At 65.2% G+C, this 18,523-nt stretch carries 14 protein-coding genes; 4 read left to right on the top strand and 10 right to left on the bottom strand.

Annotated features, from left to right (window positions below; all coding sequences use genetic code 11):
* Positions 1 to 303: 303 nt before the first annotated feature.
* Entirely contained in the window at positions 304 to 1,605 is a 1,302-nt protein-coding gene (locus AWC31_RS21570; protein WP_085146341.1) for an acetyl-CoA C-acetyltransferase, read from the bottom strand.
* Between the two features lie 109 nt (positions 1,606 to 1,714).
* Here AWC31_RS21570 and AWC31_RS21565 point away from each other — a divergent pair, with 109 nt between their 5' ends.
* Positions 1,715 to 3,067, top strand: coding sequence for a 3-oxoacyl-ACP reductase (locus tag AWC31_RS21565; protein WP_085146025.1), 1,353 nt, complete (start codon positions 1,715 to 1,717; stop codon positions 3,065 to 3,067).
* 13 nt (positions 3,068 to 3,080) lie between these two features.
* Complete coding sequence (locus tag AWC31_RS21560; RefSeq protein ID WP_067848861.1) at positions 3,081 to 3,896, top strand: MaoC/PaaZ C-terminal domain-containing protein; 816 nt, start codon at positions 3,081 to 3,083, stop codon at positions 3,894 to 3,896.
* 64 nt (positions 3,897 to 3,960) lie between these two features.
* Here the strand turns inward: AWC31_RS21560 and AWC31_RS21555 are convergent, their stop codons facing one another.
* Complete coding sequence (locus AWC31_RS21555; protein ID WP_085146024.1) at positions 3,961 to 4,665, bottom strand: DUF4386 domain-containing protein; 705 nt, start codon at positions 4,663 to 4,665, stop codon at positions 3,961 to 3,963.
* Positions 4,662 to 5,366: an NAD(P)-dependent oxidoreductase gene (locus AWC31_RS21550; protein WP_085146023.1), complete on the bottom strand. Its 705-nt coding sequence runs from the start codon at positions 5,364 to 5,366 to the stop codon at positions 4,662 to 4,664. Before AWC31_RS21550 ends, AWC31_RS21555 begins: the two co-directional genes overlap by 4 nt.
* Before the next feature lie 77 nt (positions 5,367 to 5,443).
* Here AWC31_RS21550 and AWC31_RS21545 point away from each other — a divergent pair, with 77 nt between their 5' ends.
* Positions 5,444 to 6,157, top strand: a complete 714-nt coding sequence (locus tag AWC31_RS21545) for a TetR/AcrR family transcriptional regulator (protein ID WP_085146022.1) — start codon at positions 5,444 to 5,446, stop codon at positions 6,155 to 6,157.
* Here AWC31_RS21545 and AWC31_RS21540 read toward each other — a convergent pair.
* The 4 genes from AWC31_RS21540 to AWC31_RS21525 are packed head-to-tail and all read right to left on the bottom strand — an operon-like array spanning position 6,143 to position 12,123.
* Complete coding sequence (locus tag AWC31_RS21540) at positions 6,143 to 6,514, bottom strand: cupin domain-containing protein (protein ID WP_085146021.1); 372 nt, start codon at positions 6,512 to 6,514, stop codon at positions 6,143 to 6,145. The two genes, AWC31_RS21545 and AWC31_RS21540, sit on opposite strands and share 15 nt — an antisense overlap.
* The gene (locus AWC31_RS21535; protein WP_234816943.1) at positions 6,511 to 8,139 is read right to left on the bottom strand and encodes a N,N-dimethylformamidase beta subunit family domain-containing protein; all 1,629 of its coding nucleotides are present in this window, start codon (positions 8,137 to 8,139) and stop codon (positions 6,511 to 6,513) included. Before AWC31_RS21535 ends, AWC31_RS21540 begins: the two co-directional genes overlap by 4 nt.
* 31 nt (positions 8,140 to 8,170) lie before the next feature.
* Positions 8,171 to 10,687 carry a CehA/McbA family metallohydrolase gene (locus AWC31_RS21530; RefSeq protein ID WP_085146019.1) on the bottom strand — a complete coding sequence of 839 codons (2,517 nt, stop codon included), beginning with the start codon at positions 10,685 to 10,687 and terminating at the stop codon, positions 8,171 to 8,173.
* On the bottom strand, positions 10,684 to 12,123 hold the full coding sequence (locus tag AWC31_RS21525; protein ID WP_085146018.1) for an APC family permease: 1,440 nt from the start codon (positions 12,121 to 12,123) through the stop codon (positions 10,684 to 10,686). Before AWC31_RS21525 ends, AWC31_RS21530 begins: the two co-directional genes overlap by 4 nt.
* Positions 12,124 to 12,307: 184 nt before the next feature.
* Here AWC31_RS21525 and AWC31_RS21520 point away from each other — a divergent pair, with 184 nt between their 5' ends.
* Complete coding sequence (locus AWC31_RS21520; protein ID WP_085146017.1) at positions 12,308 to 12,898, top strand: helix-turn-helix domain-containing protein; 591 nt, start codon at positions 12,308 to 12,310, stop codon at positions 12,896 to 12,898.
* A 35-nt stretch (positions 12,899 to 12,933) separates the two neighbouring features.
* On the opposite strand, the gene AWC31_RS21515 is transcribed toward AWC31_RS21520, so the two are convergent.
* From AWC31_RS21515 to AWC31_RS21505, 3 genes are read right to left on the bottom strand one after another with little or no spacing between them, the layout of a single operon-like run.
* Positions 12,934 to 16,287, bottom strand: coding sequence for an ATP-binding protein (locus tag AWC31_RS21515; protein WP_085146016.1), 3,354 nt, complete (start codon positions 16,285 to 16,287; stop codon positions 12,934 to 12,936).
* Complete coding sequence (locus tag AWC31_RS21510) at positions 16,277 to 16,990, bottom strand: DUF4194 domain-containing protein (protein WP_085146015.1); 714 nt, start codon at positions 16,988 to 16,990, stop codon at positions 16,277 to 16,279. The genes AWC31_RS21515 and AWC31_RS21510 overlap by 11 nt, the downstream gene beginning before the upstream one ends.
* Positions 16,987 to 18,453 carry a DUF3375 domain-containing protein gene (locus AWC31_RS21505; RefSeq protein ID WP_085146014.1) on the bottom strand — a complete coding sequence of 489 codons (1,467 nt, stop codon included), beginning with the start codon at positions 18,451 to 18,453 and terminating at the stop codon, positions 16,987 to 16,989. Before AWC31_RS21505 ends, AWC31_RS21510 begins: the two co-directional genes overlap by 4 nt.
* Between the last annotated feature and the right edge of the window lie 70 nt (positions 18,454 to 18,523).

Raw genomic sequence — 18,523 nt, 5'->3', positions numbered from 1 at the left:
GGCGTCTCAGTTCGTCTCGCGCCGCCGGTTTTTCACCCCGTAAACCGACTCTTTGGATCAGTCACTCCCGAACCCGTCGTACGGTCGATCGTACGCCTCGGGTACCCCTCAGACCAGAGGAAATTTCGACCGACGTTCATGGGGTGTTTCCAAAAGGTGGCCCCGTGTTGCCGTCGGGTCGGGGGGTCAGACGGCAACACGGAGCTACCCATGTATCGGCGCCCTAGGGACGGCCGTTACACACTTCCAAAACAAACTTTTCGAATGTTTTGTCGCCGTCTGACCTCGCGGTATCAGCCCTGGTCAGGCCTCCAGAATGGCGGCGACGCCCTGGCCGCCCGCGGCGCAGATCGAGATCAGGCCGCGGACCGGCTGACCGGTTTCCTTCTTCTTGAGGTGCAGCTGCTTGGCGAGCTGGGCCACGATGCGGCCGCCCGTGGCCGCGAACGGATGACCGGCCGCGAGCGAGGAGCCGTTGACGTTGAGCTTGGAGCGGTCGATCGAGCCGAGCGCACTGTCCAGGCCGAGCCGTTCCTTGCAGTACTCGTCGGACTCCCAGGCCGCCAGCGTGGCGAGCACGACCGACGCGAACGCCTCATGGATCTCGTAGTAGTCGAAGTCCTGCAGGGTGAGGCCGTTGCGGGCGAGCAGGCGCGGCACCGCGTACGTGGGCGCCATCAACAGACCGTCCGGACCGTTGACGTAGTCGACGGCGGCGGTCTCGGAATCCAGGAAGTAGGCCAGCGGTTCGCGCCCGTGCGCGGCCGCCCACTCCTCACTGGCCAGCAGTGCGACCGACGCGCCGTCGGTGAGCGGAGTGGAATTACCCGCGGTCATCGTGGCGTCACCGGCCTTGACCCCGAACACGGGCTTGAGCTTCGCGAGCTTTTCCGGGTTCGAGTCGGCGCGCAGGTTGTTGTCGCGGTACAGGCCCAGGAACGGCGTGACCAGGTCGTCGAAGAAGCCGTTGTCGTAGGCGGCGGCCATGTTGCGGTGGCTGGCCGCGGCGAGTTCGTCCTGGTCGACGCGCTTGATGCCCATCTTCTTGGCGGTGACGGCGGCGTGCTCACCCATCGACATGCCGGTGCGGGGTTCGCTGTTCACCGGAATCTCAACGCCGAGCGCCGCGGGCAGCTTGCCGACCAGCTTGAGCCGGTCGACGTTGGATTTCGCGCGGCGCAGCCCGAGCAGCACGCGCCGCAGGTCATTGCCGAACGCGATCGGCGCGTCCGACGCGGTGTCCACGCCGCCGGCCGCCGCGACCTCGTACTGGCCGAGCGCGATGGCGTTGGCGGCCGCCGTCGCGGCCTGCAGGCCGGTACCGCAGGCCTGCTGGATGTCGTAGGCAGGCGTGTAGGGCGACAAGGCGCTGCCAAGCACGCACTCACGCATGAGATTGAAGTCCCGGCTGTGCTTGAGCACCGCGCCGCCGATGACGGCGCCAAGCCGCTCCCCGGCCAGGTCGAAGCGGTCGATCAGGCCGTCCAGCGCCGCGGTGAACATGTCCTGGTTGGAGGCATTGGCATACGCGCCGTCGGACCGCGCGAACGGAATCCGGTTGCCACCCAATACGGCAACGCGACGCCTTGTTGTGTTGTTCGCCATGTGTTTGCCTCCCACTGTCGGGTTGTCCGGGGCCATATTACCCACTGTTCTTACTCTGGAGTAAGTTCGGTATGGACAACGCAGTACTGCGAAGCGAAAGGCAGCTGAAGTGGCTTCCGACCTGTTCTCCCAAGTGCTCACCTCCGGGCCGGGATCGTTCCTGGCCAAACAGCTCGGCGTGCCGCAGCCCGAGACGCTGCGCCGCTACCGCCCCGGCGATCCGCCGCTGGCCGGTTCCCTGCTGATCGGCGGATCCGGACGCGTGGTCGAACCCATGCGTGCCGCGCTGGCCGACGACTACGACGTGGTGTCCAACAACATCGGCGGCCGCTGGGCCGATTCGTTCGGCGGCGTCGTGCTCGACGCGACCGGCATCACCGACGCCGCGGGGCTCAAGGAACTCTACACGTTCTTCACTCCCCTGCTGCGCAACCTCGGCCCGTGCGCCCGGGTGGTCGTCGTCGGCACCACGCCGGATCAGGCCGCGAGCGTGCACGAGCAGATCGCTCAGCGTGCACTGGAGGGCTTCACCCGCTCACTGGGCAAGGAGCTGCGCCGCGGCGCCACGGCCGCGCTGGTGTACCTGGCCGCCGACGCCAAGCCCGCCGCCACCGGCCTGGAGTCGACGCTGCGGTTCATCCTGTCGGCCAAGTCGGCCTACGTCGACGGGCAGGTGTTCCGCGTCGGCGCCGAAGACTCGACGCCGCCGGCTGACTGGGACAAGCCGCTGGCCGGCAAGGTCGCGGTCGTGACGGGCGCGGCTCGCGGCATCGGCGCGACGATCGCCGAGGTGTTCGCACGCGACGGCGCCACGGTGGTGGCCGTCGACGTCGAGGGTGCGTCCGACGATCTCCACAAGGTCGCCCACAAGGTCGGCGGCACGGCACTGACGCTCGATGTGACCGCCGACGACGCGGTCGACAAGATCACCGCGCACGTGACCGAGCACCACGGCGGCAAGGTCGACGTCCTCGTCAACAACGCAGGCATCACGCGCGACAAGCTGCTGGCCAACATGGACGAGGGCCGTTGGGACGCCGTCATCGCGGTCAATCTCCTTGCCCCGCAGCGACTCACCGAGGGCCTGGTGGCCAACGGAACACTCGGCGAAGGCGGCCGGGTGATCGGCCTGTCGTCGATGGCAGGCATCGCGGGCAACCGCGGCCAGACCAACTACGCCACCACCAAGGCCGGCATGATCGGTCTCACCGAAGCATTGGCACCAGTGCTCGCCGAGAAGAACATCACCATCAACGCCGTCGCACCCGGATTCATCGAGACCAAGATGACCGAGGCCATCCCGCTGGCCACCCGCGAGGTCGGCCGCCGGCTCAACTCACTGTTCCAGGGTGGACAGCCGGTCGATGTGGCCGAGACCATCGCGTACTTCGCGAGCCCGGCGTCGAACGCGGTGACCGGCAACACGATCCGCGTCTGCGGCCAGGCCATGCTGGGAGCCTGAGGTGGATCTGACGATGCTCCGCGCGGTGGCCGGTGCGCTGCCGTTCGTCCCGCGCAGCGAGACGTTGCCCGACCGCACCGTCACGGTCGACGACCTGACGATCGATCCGGCCAACGTCGCGGCATACGCCCAGGTGACGGGCCTGCGGTTCGGTGACACGCTGCCGCTCACCTATCCGTTCGCGCTGACCTTCCCGACCGTGATGTCGCTGGTGACCGGATTCGACTTCCCGTTCGCCGCAATGGGTTCGGTGCACATCGAAAACCACATCACCCAGTATCGGCCCATCGCGGTGACCGACACCGTGAGCGTTGCGGTGCACGCCGAGAACCTGCGTGAGCACCGTCGCGGTCTTCTGGTCGACATCGTGACGGAGATCAAGGTCGGCAACGACACGGCGTGGCATCAGGTCACGACGTTTCTGCACCAGCAGCGGACGAGCCTGTCCGATGAGCCGAAACCCGAACCGCAGAAACAGCCGAAGCTGCCGCCGCCCAACGCGGTGCTGCACATCACGCCCGGCCAGATCCGCCACTACGCGTCGGTCGGCGGCGACCACAACCCGATTCACACCAACGCGGTGGCCGCCAAACTGTTCGGCTTCCCGACCGTGATCGCACACGGAATGTTCAGTGCGGCAGCGGTGCTCGCGAACATCGAGGGCCAGATGCCTGATGCGGTGAAGTACTCGGTGCGGTTCGCGAAGCCGGTCGTGCTGCCCGCACGGGCCGGGCTCTACGTCGAGCGTGACGGCGAAGGTTGGGACCTCACCCTGCGGCACCTGTCGAAGGGCTACCCGCACCTGTCCGCGACGGTGCGCGGGCTCTGAGCGTCGAGACTGCGTACAGATCGCGTTCTTGCGCGAAACCGCGATCTGTACGCAGACTCAGCACTTATTCAGGCCGCGGCTCCCGGACCCCCTTCACCAGAAGCCACCCGATGAACGAAAGTTCAGCGACTGCCGCAATGCCGAGGGCGAGAAGTGAAGTGGTTTCGCCGAGGCTCGGGGCGAGCGAGCGCGTGACCACGTCCGTGAGGTGGCCGAAGCAGCCGACCATGAGCAGGACACCCAACCCTTTGGGAAAGTAGCCCGACTTCATCACGAGATAACCCAGCGGCAGCAGCCACAGGCCGAAGTACGTCTGGGCGATCAAGTACCCCTCACGCTGCAGGTCGGCGAACAACAGGGTGAGCTGATCGGAAACCCTTGGGCTGAAAGCATAGTGGCCGGTGACGATCATCAGTGCGGCCTTCTGGTTGAGAAGGCTCAGGCTTTGGATCGCGACGCTGACCGCCACGATCGTCACCATCGCGGCAGCGGCGAGCCGGCTGACGTGCCGCAGCAGGACGTACAGAGTCATACCCGTCGCGAGAAACGCTGTGGCGCCCAAGAGTTCACTGACGAAGCCGATTCGGAACAATGTGGCGGACCCGCCGAGGTTCGCGGTCGTGGCCGCCGCATCTCCGGACACGACGGTGCTGGTGTTCACCACTCCCGCGAAGATCGTGAGCATCGCGACAGTCAGATAGAGACACCCGGCGATTCTCGCGAGCGCCTTGGGCGTTGTCGGCGGTGCGAGCACGTATCCGACGCTCATGCCGGGTCACCGGCGTGAGCCAGGGCAGAGGGGGTCAGCCGTCCGACGATGGCCGGGGCCTCGTGGACGAGCGCCTCGTTGTCCACCGCCTCGACCATGAAGGATGCGTAGTCCACGCGACGAGTGAGATTGCTCGCCAGAATTGGATCGCCAACGTGCCGGCTCCACACCGGCATGCCCTGACTCTCGCCCTCCTCCAAGTCGCTGCCGCGTACGACCGTCCAGCGGGTGTCACTCGCGAAGATCCTCCGGCACGCCTCGACCTGGTCGTCGACGTCCACCACCCGGGCCAGCTTGGCCAGCCGGCCGAACACCGCCGCGTACAGCTTGAACTTCCTGGTGTAGACGTCTTTCCCGTCGCGCGTGATGTGCCACCCGCAGGAGAACACCAGCCGGGCCTCGGGACGCGCGTGGTCGAGCACCGCCTGCGCGGTGCCCGAGGCGTAGCCGCGCACGCCCCACGGCACCAGGACCGTGAGCACGGCGTCGCATCCATTCACCGCCCGTGCGATGACCGCGGGGTCGTCGGTCGCGCCGGCGATCACCGTGATCCGGTCCGCGAAATCGGCTAGCTTGGGCACGCTGCGCTCGCGGCAGACACCCACGACTTCGTATCCACGGTCCAGTGCGTGCTGCACCATATAGCGTCCGAGCTTCCCGGATGCGCCCACGACGCAGATCCGCTTCGCCGTCCCACTCATACTCCCGACCCTTCTTCCACTTGCCGCCGCACCAGCCTTATGGCGTAAGGTACAGCCTTGCTGCGTAAGGTTGTCAAGTGTCCACCGACGAAACCGGCACGTCCGCGCCTCGCCGCCAGCCGCTCAGCAAGGAGCTGGTGCTTCGTACGGCAGTCGCACTCGCCGATGAATCCGGCACCGGCGTACCCAGCATGCGCAGGCTGGCCGAGCGGCTCGGCGTCGAGTCGATGTCGCTCTACCACCACTTCCGCAACAAGGACCTGATCCTCGACGGCATGGTCGATTTCGTCTTCGCCGAGATCGAGCTTCCGTCCGCCGATGTGGACTGGCGGACCGCGATGCGAGGGAGGGCGGTATCGATGCGCGACGCGATGATCCGTCACCCGTGGGCAATCCGCCTGATGGACTCACGAGCGAACCCGGGCCCCGCGACGCTGCGCCAGCACAACGCGGCCATCGGTTGCCTGCGGTCGGGCGGATTCTCGATTGCCGGTGCGGCACACGCATTCTCGGTGCTCGACAGCTACATCTACGGCTTCACGCTCCAGGAGCTCAGCCTGCCATTCCGATCATCCGCCGAGCTCGAGGAGGTTGCCGGATCCATCCTGGAGCAGATGCCCAGCGACGAGTATCCGCACCTCGCCGAGATGATCCTCGAGCGCGGACTGAACCCGGACTACGCATACGCCGAGGAATTCGAGGTCGGGCTCGACCTCATCCTCGACGGGCTGGAGCAACAGCGCGAACGTTGGCACGGTGAAGATTCGCGGAAGCCCTCACGTAAGCGATGATCCGGTGGCCACACCGACGAAGTACTTCTCCGTGGGTGTGACGGTCACCCATGTTCCGCGGAAGCCCTCGGGAATTACGAATGCGTCGCCGGTGCGGAAGTCGCGGCGGCCGCCGTCACTGTCTTCAATCGCGATGTGCCCGTTGATGATGACGCACATCTCGGTGTAAGGCCAGCGTTCGAAGTACACACTTCCCGGCTTTCCGCGCCACAGACCGCCGAGCGATCCGTTGTCCAGCTCGAAGGCTCTGAACTCTTCTTCGGCCCACTCGGAGCTGACGCTCGTATAACTGTCCGGATCGGGAACGACGCGAAACGTATGGACGGTGTCGACGGTGGTGACGGCGTCGATATTCATCGGCGTTCCTTTGCGGCGAAGCGATCCAGGACATTGCGAACGATCCGGTCGACCTGCGGATCGCCGACGCTGAGAGCATGCGGCCACTCGGTGCTACCGCCGTTGAACACTTCCCCGTCACCGCGAGTGAATGCGGCAATCATTCCCGCACCGCGCATTTCGCCTTCGTGGACGTAGTCGGGCAGGTCGTCTCCGAGTTCAGCGTTGTAGTTGTATACCTCGGCCTCCGGCCCGCCCAGCGGGTAACGGCCACCGAAGCGGTCTTCCTCACCTCGTACCGCCGGGCACATCGCAAGAATTTCGAGCGTGCTGGGCGCACCGTCTTCGAAGGTCGGGTAGGGCAACCCGCGGCGAAATGTGTACTCCACCGAATCCACTTCGAAGGCCGCGAGAAATGCGGGTGAACCGCCGAGCAGGTCACCGTAATAGAGATCGGTGCCGGCAAAGCTCCAGTGTTCCGGGCGATACACGGTGTAACCGCCCGACGACCGCGGCGTGGCGACACCGTAGCGATTGTAGATACCGCCAAGGCCGTTCAGTCCGATCGTCGTCGCGCCGGGCCTGCCGACCGACTTCGCTTCCCACACCGTGGTCGCCAGGTGGGGTGTTTCGACGGCCTCCGGGTCGAGAGCCGGCAGCCGATAGCAGTACTGGGTGGCCATATCGTCACTGAGCCGTACCTGCCATTGATAATTGCCACCCAACCGGGCGAAACCGCCTCCGCTGTCGACAAAGTCGTCGACAGCATCGCGCATGCGCCAACTCCAGTACTCGTCGTGACCCACGGTCACCACGCACGAGTAGCCTCGCAAGCTGTCCCGCTCCTCGTGGAGATCGAACTGGGTCAGATAGTCGACGTCATATCCGTTCTGCTCGGCCCAGACCACGAATGGCCTTTCGTACGTTGCCCATCCGGCGTCAGCGTGATGTCGGCTGTAGCCGTTGAAACGGGCCCATTCGTAACTGTCGTAGCGTGGGATCCAGCCGATCGGCGGATCGTACGGGTGGTACTCCCGCGGGGCGCCGGCAGGCTTGCGCAGCATGCCACGCGCAATCGGACGGCGTACCGACGACACCGGACTGCCTGCGTCGTTGCGCGGATCATTGCCGAGGCCCCGATAATGATTGGCTCCCCCCCAGTCGTTGTAGGCGAGCACCGTACTGGTGGTGAGCACCAATGCGATCCGTTTGCGCTGCGATACTGGGGATTTGACGACGAAGAAGTGCTCGCGCTCCCACACGGTGCCGTCGGGACGACGATTGCGGACGATGACGAGATAACAGCCCGAAGCGGTGTCCTCCGGTATCACCCAGGTATGGCGGACCGGCCAGTCGCAGCCGACAGCATAAGCGTCCTCGGGTGTGTTCTGGCTGTTCGCGGTCAGATCGGCCGCCCGGTAGACGGTCCGAGGGATAGCACCGTCACGGACGATCTCAAGCTCGAAGGCCAGCGCCGAACTGTTGATGTGAAATGCCACGGTTTCGGTCGGGTAATAGCTCAATTTGTCGGTGTACAACCAGGTTTCTGGACCGCCACTGACGAACGGCCGCTCTGACGGCCAGTCGGCCGGCGACCAGGCAAAGGCCGGCTTCACACTGGCTTCCGTCATGTCGGTCAACGACACGTCTACTCCCATCTAATTCGTGCGGTGAATGTCAGCGCTGTTGGTTGATTCGGTATTCGAGCCGACGCCTGGCCTCATCGAGAGGTTCGAGAAGAAAGGCCAGGTGATCGTCACGCCCGTGTCGGTGGCACACGTCGGCCGGCCAGTGCCGCCGGGCGCGGTGCTCGATGTATTCGGCCGCGCCATCGACGAGGGCGAGCATCGATGCGACGACGTCGCCGTCGAAGCGGCTGTAGCCACCGGAGGTAGATACGTACACCGGCGAGGTGTGCGCGACCACTGGTCTTTGCCAGGTGTCGTTGTGCCGCAATATCTCCGGGCCGAGTCCGAAGCATCGGGCGGCGATCCACGAGTCACCGGGCACGTCCACCTCGGTGCGGTGTTCCCTCTCGAATCCCCCGCCGGACAAGTCGATACGGTCGGCGACGACACCGTTGACGATGATCTCGATCGACCCGACGGGAAAGATCGACGACAGTTCCACGTGGACACCGACCCTGCCTTCGGCGGCTACCTGAACCTCGCTTCCCGGCCTCCGGCCGTCGACCGTCAGGTGAAGCAAGGGACCGCTGCTGGCGAATGTATCGCCTTCGCGCACCGCGGCACACCATGACCAATAGTCGAATTGAGCGCCGTCCGCGACTCGTGCATAGGTGCGCATCAGGCCGATCGGGACCTCGGCAGTCATCTTGTCGGTACCTGCGGCAAGGGGCAGTCGGTAACCGGCGTTGAGATAGCGGTAGTACTCGTTGATGTTGTAATCGTCGTAGGCGATTGTCTCCACGGCGTCGATGCGCCCGGTGGCGATCAGCGCCGCGGTCTCGCCGTTGGGCACCGGAAAGTGCGCGAGGACGACGGTGCCACCTTGCGCGCGACATTCATCGGCCCAGTGAGACAGCGTGGTCTCAAGCCCGCCACCGAGATCTGCCTCCTCGGAACCGCCGGTGCACCACGGCATGATCGGCCGACGAAGTCCGAGCAGATTGATATGGCCCAGCATGTTGGTTCGGTTCTCCTGCCCGGCGAACACCACAGTGTGCCCGTCGTGCGACACCTCGGGACGGCCCGTGAACTCCTCAGTGTTCGTGTAAAGATGGCCCCACTGGCTCATCAGCAGATTCACCACGTCGACGTCTTCGGCACGTGCCTCGAGATCGGCACCTCGAGTGGATACGAAGTGGACGTGGGTGTCGCCACTGAAGTATCCGCGCCGGCGCGGATCGAACAGCCGTGTCAACGCGAACTCGACGTGGCGTTGTCCGGGCTCGATCCGGACCACCTCCCGCACCGGCCGGTAGTGGAAACCGTGCGAGACCTCGACGGTGAGATCGCCGACCGGCAGCCAACCCTCGCATTCACCATCGACGAACGCGTAGGTGTGCGCGCCGAGGCGCACGTCGCCTCCGATGTCGAGATTCCACGTGCCGCCGTCGGAGTTGATGTGAGCGTGATGTCCGTACGGGGCGAACGGAATTCCGTGATCGGTGTGAAAGTGCAGGCGAGCGGCCAGCGGCTCACCCGTCTCGCTGTCACGGATCGTGATGCGCACCCACGCTTTCGCGGCGGGGGCCAACGTGAGGGTGGCGCCGCTCGGCAGGACGAGCGGCGCATCCTCGGCGAGATCCTGCCAACCGCACTGGCCCAACTCCTCGGATCCACGTGTGAGTCGCAGCGTGGCCGACGGCGAGGCCGACACTCTCGCATATCCGGTTCGGGTTGGAATGCGCGGCTTCCCCCACGCCGGCAGTTCAGACTCCTCGACCTCCCCTACCGTGCGATACACGTATGTCGCGGTTCCGCGGTCCACGGCTAGGGCGACGTGTTCGTCGATCTCACCGTCGGGCACCGTGATCACCACTTCGCGCGACACGTCGCGGGTGAAGGGCTCTTCGACGAGGTCGCTGATCGTGATCGCGCCGACGAGCAGCGACCGGTCACGCGCGCTGATCCGAACTTCGGCGATCTGCTTGTCCGGAAAAGGATTGCGGTAGGCCCACAGGTAATACCGGTACGGCAGGACGTAGGGCACCCTCGACTGAGCGTCCTCGATGTCGACCAGGCGCGCGCCTGCTTCGTCGTATCGGCCGCAGACACGGTCCATCAGTTCGTGTTCTGCACCGTTGTGCGCGAGGAATGGAGTTTGGCCCCAATCCAACGGAAGAGGACGCCCTTCCCACAGCCGTGGAGACGGCCCGATCTCGAAACGTTGCCTGAGCGTGTGTTCGACACGGGTGCCGTCGGCGTACAGCAATTCGTACGCACCACACGGCGCACCTACCGGCGCACCGTCGAACAAGTCGGTCTCATAGAGAGCATGGGCGAATATCAGCCACCGGGCGACGGCGTCTACGGGAACGGTCACTGCGTCCGCGGCACCTCCGGGTCCGACGAGCAACGCTGCCCGCTGCCTGTCGCCGAAGTGGAATGGCAAGCCGTACAACTCTTTTTCGCCAAGCGTGGCATTGTCGGGATCGTCGAATATCGAGACGTCGCAGTTGTACCAACGGTGGAGATCGAGCGGCGTGTATCCGCGCAGCTGATCGGTCACTGGTCCACCCCTGCTTCGGTACGGCCCAAGGCCAGGTATGCGTCAGGATTGGTTCTGCGGAGATAGCCGGCGCGTGCCGCACCACCCACGATCGCCAGGCCGGCCGCGACGATCAGGACGGTGTTCACGACCGGCCCACCCGCAGTGAGGAAATCGAAGTTCGCGAACACGAGCACCACCACAACGGCGAGCACTGCGAACGACAGCACCGGAGCCACCGTGGTTCGCCACAATCCCGCCTCAGGCGCGTGACGACGCAGGTAGACCATGACGGCCAGGGAGCAGAACGCCCACAGCACAATGATGCCGAGAAATCCGAGGGCACTACCCCACAACAGCAGGCCCAGATAGGGGTCGAGACCGAAGATGACGAACAACGCCAAGACGACTGCCGCGAGCGCCGACTGCGCGACACCAGCCACGAGAGGTGCGTGTGTGCGGTGATGGGTACTTCCGAAAGCCCTGGGTAGCAAGCCCTCCCGGCCAAGCGCGAAGGCGTATCGGTTCGACGCGTTGTGAAGCGCCAACAAAGCGGCGAAGGCGCTGAGCAACAGCAGCACCTCGGTGATGTCGAGAAGGATGGACGATGTGTAGTCGGCGACAACGTTGAGCGCCAATTCTGCAGGGTCGGCCGCGGCGGCCGCGGCGATGTGATCGGCGCCGTATGCGGTGACGATCGCATAGGTGATGACCGCATAGAAGATGCCAATGAAACCGACCGCCAGGTACGTGGCCCGCCGCACGGTCGACGCGCCACCCTTGACCTCTTCGGCGTAGATCGCGGTGCACTCGAAACCCATGAAGGCCCCGAAGATGAGCGCGAACATCGCGCTGTTGTGAACTGACAGAACCGTCGACGGCTCAAACGGGCGAGCGCTGAAGCCCTCCGGCCCGCCGGTGGCGAACACCGCGACCGCCATGATGATCAGAACAGCGATCTCGGCGATGAGAACAGCGGCCAGGACCTTGGCGCTGGTGGTGATTCCTCGATACCCGAGGTAGCCGACCGCGATCAGCGCAGCGCCGGCGAAGACCCACCACGGACAGGAGATGCCGAGGAATCGTGCGGCGCTGCTGCCTGCGTAGTAGCCGATCGCGCCATACGTCGACACCTGCAGCGCGTTGTAGGCCACGACCGCGAGCATCGCGGCAGCAGCGCCCGCGATCGGACCCAGTCCTTTGGTGATGATCGCGTAGAACGCACCGGTGTTGCGGACGTACCGGGTCATCGTGCAGAAGCCGACCGCGAACAATGCCATCACAGCCGCCGCGACGAGGTATCCACCCGGCACAGCCGGGCCGCCCTTGAGGAAATGCAGCGGCGCCACAGCCATAACGAGCGTGAGCGGGGCCAGTGTGGCGAGCACCGTGAACACCAGATCGGGCAGGTTCAGGGCGTTGCGGGCGAGACGATTGTCCGGCGGCGGTTGACTCATCGCATTCCTCTGTCAGCCAAGCAAGCAAGGTTTGGATTTCTCATGCCTTATAGGCATGAAAGTTTGCATCACAGTAATGTCGAGGTGTGAGGTGGTCAAGACGCGGTGCGTTAATTTCCGGTATCGCACCCGTACGGTCGATGATCGTGTGGACGCGGCGTACACCGGTTTGAGGAGGTAACGGTTGAGACCAGTACATCCGTCGGCCTCGGGCGATCCGGTGCGGATCGGCGCCAGACTGCGCGCCGCGCGCAAGTCACAGGGAATGACCATCGAACAGGTCGCGGTCGCATGCGGGCTGAGCGGAGGATTCCTGTCCCGCGTCGAGCGGGACGAGACATCGCCCAGCGTCGCAACTCTCGTCAGCCTGTGTCAGGTGCTTTCGCTCGATGTGGGTTCGCTGTTCAAGGATTCAGACACCGGAGTGGTTCCACTCGCTTCGGCCCCGGCGGTCCACATGGGCGGCAGAGGAGCCTTCGAGCGGCTGCTCACCCCTCGCGCCCAAGCCAAGGTCCAGGTGCTGCGCTCGACGCTGGAACCCGGGTCTACCGGCGGCGACGAGATGTTCACGGTCAACTGCGATGTCGAAGTCACACACGTGCTGTCTGGAGTGATGGAGATACGACTTCCCACTGAGACTTTCGTGCTCAACGAAGGTGACACCCTGACAATGCCCGGCCGCGAACCCTACACGTGGCGCAACCCATCCGACCAACCCGCAGAGGTCGTATGGGTCCTCTGCCCCGCCGCCTGGAGCGGGACGATTACCGACTGAACCCGTCGCCCGACCGGACACACCGGCGGTGCCTATTAGGACGCCGGGACCACATCCCCCGAACTCCGTCGTAGATCGGTGAATTCGGAGATCGATGCGGCGGTGACCGATGCGACCGGACGAGCGTTGGGCACCGCGGCGTCGGCCTTGGACACCATGACGACGCTGTCGATGTAGGGCTGGATGGTCGTGGTGTTCTGCACCGTCGCCACGATCACGAGCTGGAAGCCGAACTTGCGGAACGCCGACAGCGCCTGCTGTGCGAACTGCGGGTCGGACTTCGAGAACGCCTCGTCGAGCATCAGCTGCGCGAACATCGGTCGCGTGTCATTGCTGTCCGGGCTGGCCAGGTTGAAGCTCAGCGCCCCGGCCAGACAGAACGCCATGAGCTTCTCCTGCTCACCGCCGGAGTTGTCGCCGGAGTTGCTGTAGGTCCGGATGACCTCACCGGTTTCGGCGTCACGCTCCTCGCAGTACAGCACGAACCGGTTGCGCACGTCGAGCGCGTCACGGGTCCACTGCCGATCCTCAGGCGTGTTGCCGGCCAACAGCTTTCGCAACTGCAGGATGTCGGTGTACTGCTCGAACATCGCCGTCTCGTCGCCGAAGCTCACGAGTGACACCCGGGCCGCGATGCGCTGGGCCTTCTCGTTGAGTTCATCGACGGCCGCGAGGTGGCGCGTGCCTGCGTGCAGCGTGAGCCTGGTGCCGCGGTTGAACTCGACCGCACCGAGCCCGGTGTTGACGCGGGCGATCTGCTCGGTGATCCGGCGGGCCTCGTTGTCGGCGATCATGTGCAGGTTCAGGATCGCGCCGGGAGCCTGTTCGGTGATGAGCCGCTGCATGCGCTCGTAGGCGTCGGGCAGTTCACGCTCGTCGATGCGCCGGCACAGTGCCACATAGTCGTGGACGCGTTCGTCGAAATCGTCGCTGTCGTTGGGGATCGCATCGGGGAACGAACTGTCGTACGCGGCCATGATTCCCGCGAGCTCGTCGTGCGAGCGGTTGCGGTCACCGCGCAGGCGGTCGCGTTCGCGGCCGATCACCCTGATCAGCTCGTTGCGGAACGGATCGGACTCCAGCAGTTCCAGTGGCAGCGCGATGTCGGCCGCGTAACTGTCGAGCGTGTCGCGGGCATGCTGGGGAACCTCGCCGGGGTCGAGGCGTTCGACGAGTTCCAGCAACGCGGTGCGCCGACGGTCGAGGTTGGTCTCGCGCTCGTTGAGCGAACCGATCTGCTGAATGACCTTCTCGACACGTTCCCAGCAGTCGTCGGCGCGTTGTTGGAGCCGCTCGACGTCGGGATTCTCCGTGACAAGCAGGTCGTGCTCGTCCTGCAGACGCTCGAGCAGTTCGTCGACCGAGTCGGTGTCGATGTCACTCCACTGCATGTACTGATCGCACAAGGCCCGGCACGCCCGCTCGCGCGCCTGCAGTCTCGCGCGGTGTTCGTCGAGCCGCTCCCGCGCGCTGCGCGCCGTACTGTAGGCGTCGTGCGCGTTGGCCAGATCATGTTGCAGGGCATGCACTTTGGCCTCGGAGTCACCGAGGAAGATGTAGTCCGACGGCCGCAGCTTGGACCGGTCGTCCTTGATCGAGAGCCGGCCACTGTCCTTGCGCAGGCCCTGATCGGTGACCGCCCGGGGATGCTCGGCGAACTCCTCCGGACGGTCCACGCACGCATAGTCGCCGACGGACGCGATGACGTTGAGTGCTTCGACGGCGCTGTCATGGGTCGGGTCGGCGACCCGAACCTTGGTCGCGAGCGTCTCGGGCGCCGGCTCACGCAGTTGCGCGCCGTGCCTGACATGCTGGAGCTGAATCCGGCCCCGCATGTCGTTCTCGTTGACGAAGCGCAGCGCGGCATCCCAGTGCTCGTCGGGAACCAGCAGCCGTAACCCGGCCCCCCGCAGCACCTTTTCGACCGCGAGACGCCAGCGGGCCTCGTCGGGTTTGAGCTCCATCAACTCAGCGACATACACCAGATCCCGCTCGGCGACATCGAGCGCACGGGCGATCCGAGCCCGCATCTCGTACTCGGTGCGCGGCAGCGGCGACCCGAGGCGCTGGACCCGCTCCAGTTCGGCCTCGACGGCCTCGCGTGCCTCACGGGCCCGTACTTCTTTCGCCGACGCTTCGACGTAAGCCGTGTTACCGGTGGACAGTTCGCGGTGCAGACGGTCCGCTTCCTCCATGAGGGATTCGCGCAACGACCAGAAGTCCTCGGCAGTGTCGGGTGCGGTGAACCCCAGTGCGACGATCTTGTCCTCATAGCCGCTGCGCCGCCTGGCGACCTCTTCGCTCACGCGCTCCGCTTCGCTGAGCCGTTGCTGCAACGGCACCAGGTCCACGGTGACGGTGTTGATCTGCGCCATCAGCGAGTTGTGCTCGTTCTTGAGCTGTCTTTGCTGGGCGCCGAATTCGTCACGCTGCGCGCCGAGTTGGGTGATCTGGTCGTCGAGGTTGTCGATCTCGGGGCCGGCCTGCTGCAGCCGCAGATGGTCGACGTAGTCACGCACCATCGCGTTGTCGACGGTGTCGATGACGCCGAACTTGGCCGCCTCGTCGGCATAGCGCGCCTGCACGGCCTCGATGTTGCCGAGCGTGTTGCGTTTACGGCGCGCGACGTCGAGCAGACCGCGCGCCTCGACGAGCGGGTTGATCTGCTCGAGCGCCTCCTCGACCCCACTGAGGCTCGCGGGCTCGTCGAGCATGAATTCGCGAACGAACTGTTCGAGCCCGCCAACGCTTTTCAGCGATTTCGCCTTGCCGAGCAGCTGTTGAGCGGCTTCCGAGGCCCGGATACCGATGATGGAATACAACTGCGCGAGATACTGGCTTTCGCTTCTGCCGCCCGACCAGCCGTCGTCGCGGAACACCGCCGCGTCGTAACCGTTGGCGGCCCAGCGGTTACACAGGCCGAAGATGTCGCGGTCGGCGTCGATGAGATAGTAGCGACTGCCCGGATCGGAAACCTTCTCGGCAGCAAGCCATTTCAGGACCAGACCGGTGACGGCCCGCCCGGTGTGATCGGAATACGTGACCGCGACCGCCGACCAGGCCGGCCCGATGCCGCGCAGATACATGATCTGGCGGCTCGTGCCGTCGCGGCGCTCACCCCATGCGCCGCGCACATACTTGTCGACCGTGCGTTTGCCGGTGCCCGAACCCGCGGCGGTGGTGTCACCCGACGCGTTGAAGTTCCGTCGGTGCGACGGCAGGAAAGCCAGCGAAATGGCATCCAGCAGTGATGATTTTCCACTGCCGGACGATCCGGTGATGAGCGTGCCCTGCGGGCTGAACGGGATCGAGTGGTAGCCGTCGAAGACGCCCCAGTTGATGACCTGAAGGCGCGACAGATAGAACTGATTGGTCGGTTCAGCGACCATGGGCGTCCACCTCATCCTCGACTGCGTCGGCGTCGTCGGCACCTCGTCCGGCCGCTCGTTTGAGCTGGTCGAACTGCTGGGCGAGTTCGGTGATCACCGAGGCGGTCATGATCGCGTTGATCACCGGGCTGACCGTGAAACTGCCCTCGTCTTCGCGATTGCGGACGAGGATCTCGATGTCGGTCAACCGCTCGATCGCGTTGTCTATGCGCTTGTCGAACGATGCGGCATCGCGGTCGGTGTCGTTGTTCACCCCGGCGAAGAGCTCGTGGATCTCCTCACGGCTGATCAGGACATCCTCGTCGCGCGCCGCCGCGCGCATCAGTTTGGCCAGGTGCAGCGCCAGGATCGAGTCGTAGGTGTTCAGCGTTTCGCGGCGCAAAAGCTTACGGCGCCACTGAGATTCATACTCCGCCTGCTCGACGTAGGCGATGTCGTGGTCGTCGGCGATGCACAGGCGCAGATCCAGCTCGGAGAGCCGCACCGTCAGTTCGGTGCGGTACCGGGTCACCCACGACCACAGTTCGGCGTGGTTGTCCTTGCGGATGTAGCGGCGCGACAGCAGGTGCTGCAGCGCCCAGCACGCGCGGTCGGGCAGTTCACTGGCGTCGCCGTCGAAACGCGGCGCGCGCCGCTCCGGTGTCGACCGTTCGACCGCGTCGATGCTGGGCAGCGCATCGAAGTCAATGGACGTGTCACTCATAACAAACTCTCGCTGACAATAGGGATCGGTTCGGTGAAGACCAGTGCGGGGACTTCGATTTCACGGTCAGCCCCCTCAAGCGACTGGAACCGCACCCGTACCGTTTCGATGCCGTCGTCGTGCGGCTGTTTGAGGGCCCAGGACCACAGCACGATCACGTGGCCGAGGTAGGCGGAGTCGAGCATGCCGATCGCCTCGGGCAGCGGCAGCGGTCCACGCTCGACGGCGGCGTTGACGAGGTCGGCGAGTTCGGTGGCGTCGACCTGGGCGGCCAGCGCCGCGAACGCCGACAGGTTCACCTCGCCGTCCGAGGGTTCGGCCGGGGTCGGCGGAACCGCGTCGCGAATCTTGAACGCCACCGCACCGATCGAGTTGAAGTCGGCACGCGCCAGCGGCACCTCCAAGCCGACGCGGCTGTCCGCCAGTGAGACCTTGAGCAGATCGTGTGCGCTGGCCAGCGCATCGTTGAGCTGACGCGTGACGCCGCGGCTCTCCTCGAGCGTCCCCGATGCCACGAAGCGCTTGATGCGCCGCGCACACCGCTGCCGGGTCCGGCCGACCTCGGCGGTCTGCGCCGACACGAGCGTGAAGAACCCGGTCATCACCTCTCGCAGACCTGGGTCGAGATGGGGCAGCTGACTGGTCACCATCTCGATGTCGGCGACGAGCCCGGCCCGCTGTTCGGGATCCTGGACCATGCGCGTGAACGCGGTGTACGACGCGCTCTCGCGCGACGCGAACAGCGACTCGTAGTCGTCGAACAGCTGACGCTGACGCTCCCGGTAGCCGAGATCGGTGTCTGCCGACGAATCGAGCAACCGCGTGGTGATGCGGTTCAGCATGCTGCCGTACTGCCCGATGTCGGAGATGATCTGCTCCATCTGCAGAGCGATCGCACGTGCCTCGTCCTCGACGTCGAGCGGGTTGGGTTCGGGCCGCCTGCCCTCGTCGAGCGCGTCGAGTTCGGCCTGCAGCTTCTCGATCTCCTGCTCGATGTCGGCCCGGATCCGCTCGGGATCGTTGCTGACCTGGCCCGCGACGCGCCGCAAACCCGCCGCTACGCCGGCGATCGAACCACCGGTCGCGATGGTGTCCTCACGTCGCATCCGGCGGGCGAAGTCCAGCACCGCCCGGGCCTCGTAGGTCAGGTAGCAGACGTTGCGTTCACCGTCGCCGGCCTGCTCGGTGATCCGGTGCAACCACCCCTGACTGGCCCAGTACTTGATCAGCTGCAGGCCCGACTGTTCGTTGTCGGATCCCATCGCAGCCAGGTCGCGCTCCAGCCGAACCACCAGCTCGGTCTCGGTGAGCTTGGCACCCCGATCGAGATGGCGCTCCATCAATGTCAGGTAGCCGGCCAGGTTGTTGGTCACGAGCAGGCGGATGGACCTCGAGTCCGCGACGGTCCGGTTCAGCTCGTAGAGCCGCTCCAACGACGGCCGACCCACGTCAGCGTGCTGCATGCAACCACAGCACCCCGCCGGAGCCCACCGGCTGGATCAGACTCGTCTTCATCCGTCCTACTTTAGGCGG

The organism is Mycolicibacterium wolinskyi (assembly GCF_002101965.1).
Classification (GTDB): domain Bacteria; phylum Actinomycetota; class Actinomycetes; order Mycobacteriales; family Mycobacteriaceae; genus Mycobacterium; species Mycobacterium wolinskyi.
The sequence above is the reverse complement of the archived record's forward strand: the minus strand, read 5'-3'. Positions and strand labels throughout refer to the sequence as shown.